Below are 7,253 nucleotides of genomic sequence, written 5' to 3' on the forward strand. Positions count from 1 at the left end.
GCCAACCAGGAAGCGACCGAACAAGTGAACCTGAAACCACGTCAACCCGCCCTGACCAGCTAGTCAGCCCCTCCCTCACAGCGGGGGAACCTCAGAGTACGGATACTCATGCACGCCCCAGTCCAATCAGTGAACAGTGGTATCGACCAGACATGGCGGAAGGAGCATCAGTGGTGCGGCATCATCCACGAACCAAGACGATCTGGGGTTCGTTCTTGGCCGTCCTGGTACTGGCCGTCTCCGCCTGCTCATCCCAGGACCGAGCCACAAGCCCGAAGACCGTCCGCAAGCTCGCCGGCAGCAGCGAGGCCGTCAAGGCTCGGCAGACAGCGGAGAAACGCCTCAGGGACGTCGTGCGGGCATACGACGAGCGGACCCCGCTCACCCTCGGCCTGGTCGTCGTGCGCAATGAATGCTTCGGCGGGACGGCGAGGCAATGGATCGATTCCAACGGCGACGACCTGTACAAGATCAAATGCTCTCTGTCGGTGACCGCCTACTACGGTGCCGATCGGAAACACTTCCTCTCCGTCCTCGACGGCATCCTCACCGCCGGCGAACGGACCGGATCCGTCATCCCCTTCAACCACAGCGCTGACGGGCAGATCATCCGCTACTACCGGCAGCACAGAGGACAGGAGGCAGAAGTACCCCAGCTGTCAAGCGCCTCCCACACCCTGTCCTGGGACCCCGTACGCGACCAGCATCGCCCCTACCTCGTGATCACAGAACCGGACAAGTGCCCCGCCAACGACCCACCCGTCACCCGATGTCTGCGGGATCCGGAGGCCGGGACAGTCGCTGCCATCCGCAATCGATACGGCATGGTGTTCAAACTCGACCTGGGTCATACCGAGTACTTCACCGTGTACAAGGACGGCCGGACCAGCACGAAATGACCACTGCCCTTCTGGCGGTGGGAGCCTCTGATCACAGGTCTGTTCCCTTCGAGCTGGACGGGCACCTCGCCTGGGCCGCCCTCAGTGGTCGCGATCCCCTGCCCGGGTCTGGCCAGGGCGTGTAGTGCTGCCGCTGGTCGGCAGGGCCGACGGCGTCGGTGGGCTGCTCCGGCTGCTGGCGGTAGGCGATGGCGGCTGTGGCGCCTGGACGAAGAGTCCGGGCAGGGCGCGCCGGGTGAGCTGGTGGCTTCGATGGAAGACGATACGCACGGACCGTTCGGGGCGCGCTGCTGCACGCTGACGCTGTCGGAGGCGATCGACCAAGGGATCTGTGCGCCGTGCCAGGTCGTCTGCCTCGACATCACCGACACCCAGCTTCAGGCCGCCCAGCTCCTCGGCGCGGACAGCCGGTCCGAGGCCGTACACGGGGCCCGGCTCGCCGCCCTGCAGGTTCTCGCCTATCGCCTCCCGGGCGAAAACTCATGCTTCTGGGAGCCGGTCAAGGAAGCCGAGGACGGAGGTGATCCGGCCATCCTCGGCAAGGGTCACCACGTCCGAGCCGGCGGCCGGCGCCGAGCCGTCGACGGTGGACACCAACTCTCAGCTGAAGCGGACGATGTGATGGTTGCCGTCCACGTCACCGGCCAGCCTGAACTCGAACCCGGGGAACTGCTCCTGCGCCGCCCGGATCACCACGGCGACCTGCTCGTGGCCGCGCACGTCGGCCAGCGGGTCGGTGTAGGTGCCGTCCTCGGTCCACGCCACGGCAACGGCCTTGGCAAGCGCCTCGGCGTCGATGGCGTTCCATGCCTCAAAGTAGCGGGCGACGGCGGCGGTGTAGATCGACATGGCGGGACTCCCAATTTGGTGAAGTGGCTTGACAGTCAGCTCAGTTGACGCCGGTCCCGAAGCCGGAGTGCGCCGGCCCGAAACCCGATGCCTCCACCTTGCCCCGCCCCGCCCGGCCACGCGACTACCGCCCAGGTAATGGGGTGCTGACTCGCGGAAGCGGCTCACCGACCTCGGACTGCACTGGGCAGCGTAGGAAGCGGAAGAGCCCACTCTCGTGCCGAGATTTTTTGGGGGCGCGCTGCCGCTCTCGTCTGGCCGCTGCACGAGGCGGTACCGGCCCGCTTGGTCGCAGGGTGGCCGATGACGCGGAGGTGGGGTCAGTGACGGTGGTGGCCCCAGGAGAACGTGTCGACGACACGACCGCGGTCATTGCGCAGGGTCGCGGTGTCGCCGTGGTTGTTCCACTCATAGTTGCGCCGGTCCTGGTACGCGTCCGAGCGGGAGTCCCAGCCCAAACCGGTGTGGACCCGGACGGTGCCCCGGCTGGCGAGCCGGACGTGGTGGAAGGGTAGGTGTGGCCGTCCTCGTCCCAGAGGTGGCATGCCACCCCTTCCCTTGACACCCGAGGTGGACTGGCACCCTGTTCAAGCAACCTGTGAGCGAGCACGGCAGGCCCCGAAGTCCAAGGCCTCTGCGAGCCAGTGGGGCTTTGAACCGTAGATTGTGCCCATGATCGAGGAGACGTCGCCCGAGAAGTTAGAGCGTTCAAGCGTGAGGCGCAGGAAGCATGCCGCCCCCAAGCGGGCAAGGGCCGGTGGTGTGCTGAGGTCGTCCGCGCTGATGGCCGCAGGAACGGTGGTCTCGCGGGCCACCGGACTGATCCGGCAGGTGCTGCAGGCCGCGGCATTGGGCACTGGGCTGCTGGCTACCACCTACAACCAGGCCAACACGGTGCCGACCAGCTTGTACTTCCTGTTGATCGGCGGCGCGCTGAACTCCGTCCTGGTGCCGCAGCTGGTCCGAGCCCGGGCAGAAGATCCCGATGGCGGGGCTGCGTTCGAACAGCGCCTGGTCACCCTCGTGCTGTGTGTCCTGGGTGTCGGCAGTGCGCTGGCCACCTGGGCTGCTCCCGAGATCATCAGCGTTTACCAGCACGACACGCCCGCTACGCATGACGCGTTCGAGCTGACCGTAGTCTTTGCCCGCTTCCTGCTCCCGCAGATTTTCTTCTACGGCGTGTTCAGCATCTTCGGGCAGGTCCTCAACGCCAGGAACCGGTTCGGGGCGATGATGTGGACCCCGATCTTGAACAACATCGTGCTGATCACGATGTTCGGCCTGTACCTCGGCATGATGACAGCCCCGGAGAAGGTCTCGGACATCACCGATGCCCAGGTCAGGCTGCTCGGAATCGGAACCACCCTCGCCCTGGCTCTTCAGGCACTCGCCCTGATTCCTTACGCCCAGGCGGCCGGCTTCCGACTGCGAATCCGCTTCGACTGGCGGGGCGCCGGCCTGCGCAAGAGCGTGAACGCAGCACGCTGGACCCTGCTGTTCGTACTGGCCAATCTCGTGGCGAGCACCGTGGTCACCCGCCTGGCCTCCGCCGCGGACGCCGCCCTGCCCAACGACGGGGTCGGCTACACCGCCTACAGCTACGCCCAGCAGATCTGGATGCTCCCCCAGTCGATCGTCACCGTCTCTCTCGTCACCGCGCTGCTCCCACGCATGAGCCGCGCAGCAACCGAGCAGCGCCTCGACGATCTGCGCGCCGACCTGTCCCGCGCGCTCCGGGTCAGCGGCGTCATCATCGTCCCGGCAGCGTTCTTCTTCGTCGCCTTCGGTCCGCAGATCGCGCAGCTGCTGTTCGCTCACGGAGCCGCCGATGCCGCAGCAACCGTCCCTTTGGGCCACATGCTGCAAGCCTTCGGCCTGGGACTGATCCCGTTCTCCGCCCAGTACCTCCTGCTGCGCGGCTTCTACGCCTTCGAAGACACCCGCACGCCGTTCCGCATGGCGCTGTGGATCGGCGGCATCAACATTGCTCTGGCCACGGCCTGCCATCTGCTGCTGTCCCCCCGGTGGGCGGTCACCGGGATGGCCGCCGCCTATGCCCTGTCCTACGCTATCGGCCTGCTGCTCACGGCTCTGCGGCTCAGGCGCCGCACCGAGGGACTTCTCGACGGCCGACGAATCTGTCGCACCTACGCCAAGTTGACCGCGGCCGCCACCGGCGCCGGGGCCGCCGGCTGGCTCATCGCCCGCTCCTGTAGCCACGGCCTGGCATCGGCCTCCTGGACGCCGGCCATCTCGCTGACCGCAGGCGGCATCGCGATGGCGCTGCTCTTCCTCCTCTTTGCACGACTTCTGCGAATCGGGGAACTGCGCAGGCTGCCAGGGCTGGGCTGACCCGGCTCCTCATGGCATGAGGGATACCGAGGGGCCAGGAAGAAGCACCCTGGCCCTTCGGTATGTGATCCCCACGTGGCCATGACGGCGCCGCGCTGGCCACTGTCTGAGCACCGGCAGCAGCGGAGCGATCCGCTCCCACAGCCCGTCATCAACTTCCCACGGCCTCCGCTGACCACACCCACCCCGGTCCATCGGATGTAGGCACAACTCCGACTGACGGCCTGTCATTCCAAGGCAATCGCCGCTCGGGCCCTGACCTTGGATGTTGGACACCAGAGACACTTGGATCTTGATGGTCCGGGTGGACAGGAGTCCTGCACAGATGGCGATGAAGCACTACCCGCCGCAGTTCAAGGCGGACGCGGTCGCGCTGTACCGGTCGCGGCCGGGGGCGACGATCAAGTCGGTCGCCGAGGACCTGGGGGTGAACACCGAGACGTTGCGCAACGGGGTCCGGGCAGCGGACGGACGGCGTCCCGGCTCGCACTCCGCGTCCGGGACGGTCGAGTCCGCAGCCGCTCCGGACCCGCTTCAGGCCGAGCTCGCCGCCGCGCGCAAGAGGATCCGCGAGCTGGAGGAAGAGCGCGACATCCTGCGCAAGGCAGCCCGGTATTTCACAGGGGAGAAGCGCTGGTGAACCGCTGCCAGTTCGTTGCCGACCACCAGCGCCGCTACGGCGTCAAGCGGTTGTGCCAGGCCCTGGGCATCGCCCGGTCCACCTTCTACTACTGGCTGGGCACCGCCCCCGACCGCGCCGCCCGGCAGGCCAGGGACGCGGAGATGACCGCGCGGATACGCACTGTCCACGCTGCCTCGGACGGCACCTATGGCGTCCTCAGGATCACCGCCGAGCTCCGCGACAGCGGTGAGGCGGTCAACCACAAGAAGGTTGCCCGGCTGATGAAGGCCTCCAAGATCGCCGGGCTGCGGCTGCGCCGCACGCACCGCACCACGATCGCGGACCTCACCGCCGCGAAGGCCCCGGACCTGGTCGGAGGCGTGTTCACCGCCGATGAGCCGAACCAGAAGTACGTGGGGTCGGGTAGCCGGAGGGAATCTCACCCTCCGGCTCCCACAGAACCGTGCGTAACAGTCTCCCGTTACACGGCTCTTGTCACCCTGATCACCAGAAGTTACGGCACAGGCGCCAATGCGCGAACATTCCCGGGTATCGCTGTGTGATCCCCTGGAAACAGTCCTTGGCTTTCTTGAACCCGGCCAGCCGTTTGTACTTTCTGCGGATCCAGCGCACCAGGTAGGCGTTGATGCGCCGCAGGAGGGGTTTCAGCGCGGAGTGATAGAACGCTCCGTAGTACTGCATCCACCCTCGCACGATTGGGTTGATTATCCGCGCGAGTTGAACGAAGGTGTGGCCCGTGCGCCGGTGAATCCGCCACCCACGCAATTCGGAACTAAGCCTCTTCAGGGCCCCCTTGCTGATCGCAGGAAGAAAGCACGGGAATGTCACCCCATGCTTGCTGCGCGCCGCGCGAGCGCGGAACGTGAACCCCAGGAACGTGAACGCCGCGTGCTCATATGAGACCCGCCGGTTCGCGTCCTTGCAGTAGACGATCCGGGTCTTGTCGGGATGCAGACGCAGCCCGACCTCTTCCATCCGGTTCCCGATCGCCTCCACCAGTCTTCTGGCCTGGCGCTCGCTGACGCAGTGCACGACCGCGTCATCCACGTAGCGTTCGAAGGGAACGTTCGGGAACTCCCGAATCAGCCACATGTCGAACGCGTAGTGGAGGAACAGATTCGCCAACACGGGCGAGACCGATGACCCTTGTGGGGTCCCCCGGTCTCGCATCTGCAAGGTGCCATCAGGTAGCTGAAGTGGTGCCTCCAGCCATCGCCGGACGTACAACTTCACCCAAACGGCGTCGGTGTGTGCTTCCACAGCCTTGACGATGAGGTCCCAGCGGACGCTGTCGAAGAACTTCTGGATGTCGAGGTCGACGACCCAGTCCTTCTTCCAGCAGCGTTCTCGGCACTTCTCCACCGCGTCCAGCGCCGACCGTCCGGGCCGATACCCGTAGGAGTCCGGATGGAACTTCGGTTCCACCTCGCGCTCCAGACGGGCGGCCACTACGGTCTGTGCAATTCTGTCCGCGACCGTAGGAACGCCGAGAATTCTGGTACCACCGCCATGCGGCTTCGGAATCTCCACCGCTCGCACCGGGGGCGGAAAGTAGCTGCCCGAGGACATCCGGTTCCAGATCTTGAAGAGATTGCCCCTCAGATCCTTCTCGAAGTCCTCGATCGAGCAACCGTCCACGCCCGGCGCCCCCTTATTAGCCTTGACCTTCTCCCATGCCTCCCATACTTCCCACTTCGAGATCTCAAACGACTTTCCTGGCGACTTCAGCTCGCCCACCCGACTCCTCCCAGGACATACCCGGTTGATCGAACGAACACAGCCACGGATGACCCGGCCCCTTCGCTCCATCCCCATTACAGAGACTTCATCACTACTACGAGCCGATCCGCCGGCGAGTCCCGCACCGGTACTCGATCCCTCGCGGTTTCCGCCGCTTCAGGACACTCCCTCTCCCTGCCCATGAGGCAGGACTATCGGGGCTCGCCTTCCCACGTTCCACGTGAAAGCAGCAGACCAGGCTCGCGTCGCCTCCATGCCGGGCACCGTCTGGCCAGTAGACGGGTGTCCGCCAGACTTGTCCTGGAGCCATATCTACACCCCCAGTTTCGATGCCATCTAAATACGTTTTCGACACGTCATCAGCGATTCGCTTGCGCTCGCCTTCCTGGTCCCCACCTGACGCCTCATGGGCGCCTTTTCCACATCGCTCACCACGACGGTCTTCAGCCAACGCAGCATGTGGCGGTTTGAAGCCTCCCCCCGCAGGGCGGCTTCGAAGGGCCTACCTTCATCTTTCACGCAGCACCGCATTCAAAGAGGTGCCGACCTACATTCCTGAACCTCTTCTCCTGCGTTCGTGGCACACCGATATCACCTATCTGCCGATAGCGGGCGGGCGGTTCCTCTACCTGGCCACGGTCATCGACGTGCACTCGCGGCGCTTGCTGGGCTGGTCGATCGCCGACCACATGCTTCCCAATGCTGTTGTCAAGCCGTGTCAGTGACGGGTGGTGTGACTTCGTAGCACCGTCGGTCACGAATGAGGGCCC

General features: G+C 65.4%; 6 protein-coding genes and 2 pseudogenes. 5 read left to right on the plus strand and 3 right to left on the minus strand.

Annotated elements, in window-relative coordinates; translation table 11 throughout:
• Nucleotides 1-215: 215 nt before the first annotated feature.
• Nucleotides 216-899, plus strand: coding sequence for a hypothetical protein (locus ACWD35_RS44420; protein WP_451357013.1), 684 nt, complete (start codon nt 216-218; stop codon nt 897-899).
• Between the two features lie 480 nt (nt 900-1,379).
• Here ACWD35_RS44420 and ACWD35_RS44425 read toward each other — a convergent pair.
• Both ACWD35_RS44425 and ACWD35_RS44430 read right to left on the minus strand, forming a co-directional pair.
• Nucleotides 1,380-1,748: pseudogene (locus ACWD35_RS44425) on the minus strand (nuclear transport factor 2 family protein).
• A gap of 320 nt (nt 1,749-2,068) precedes the next feature.
• Nucleotides 2,069-2,293: a lamin tail domain-containing protein gene (locus ACWD35_RS44430; protein WP_451357014.1), complete on the minus strand. Its 225-nt coding sequence runs from the start codon at nt 2,291-2,293 to the stop codon at nt 2,069-2,071.
• A 127-nt stretch (nt 2,294-2,420) separates the two neighbouring features.
• On the opposite strand from ACWD35_RS44430, the gene murJ reads away from it, so the two are divergent.
• The 3 genes from murJ (at nt 2,421) to ACWD35_RS44445 (ending at nt 5,285) form a co-directional block, all read left to right on the plus strand.
• The gene (gene murJ, locus ACWD35_RS44435) at nt 2,421-4,100 is read left to right on the plus strand and encodes a murein biosynthesis integral membrane protein MurJ (RefSeq protein ID WP_451357015.1); all 1,680 of its coding nucleotides are present in this window, start codon (nt 2,421-2,423) and stop codon (nt 4,098-4,100) included.
• A 325-nt stretch (nt 4,101-4,425) separates the two neighbouring features.
• Nucleotides 4,426-4,740, plus strand: coding sequence for a transposase (locus ACWD35_RS44440; RefSeq protein ID WP_451357016.1), 315 nt, complete (start codon nt 4,426-4,428; stop codon nt 4,738-4,740).
• A complete protein-coding gene (locus tag ACWD35_RS44445; RefSeq protein ID WP_451357017.1) occupies nt 4,737-5,285 on the plus strand; it encodes an IS3 family transposase in 549 nt (182 codons plus the stop codon). Before ACWD35_RS44440 ends, ACWD35_RS44445 begins: the two co-directional genes overlap by 4 nt.
• Here the strand turns inward: ACWD35_RS44445 and ltrA are convergent.
• A complete protein-coding gene (ltrA, locus tag ACWD35_RS44450; protein ID WP_451357018.1) occupies nt 5,227-6,480 on the minus strand; it encodes a group II intron reverse transcriptase/maturase in 1,254 nt (417 codons plus the stop codon). The two genes, ACWD35_RS44445 and ltrA, sit on opposite strands and share 59 nt — an antisense overlap.
• 590 nt (nt 6,481-7,070) lie before the next feature.
• Here ltrA and ACWD35_RS44455 point away from each other — a divergent pair.
• A pseudogene (locus ACWD35_RS44455) lies at nt 7,071-7,175 on the plus strand (DDE-type integrase/transposase/recombinase); the annotation flags it as partial.
• Nucleotides 7,176-7,253: the final 78 nt, after the last annotated feature.

It is taken from the genome of Streptomyces sp. NPDC002671, from assembly GCF_053592475.1.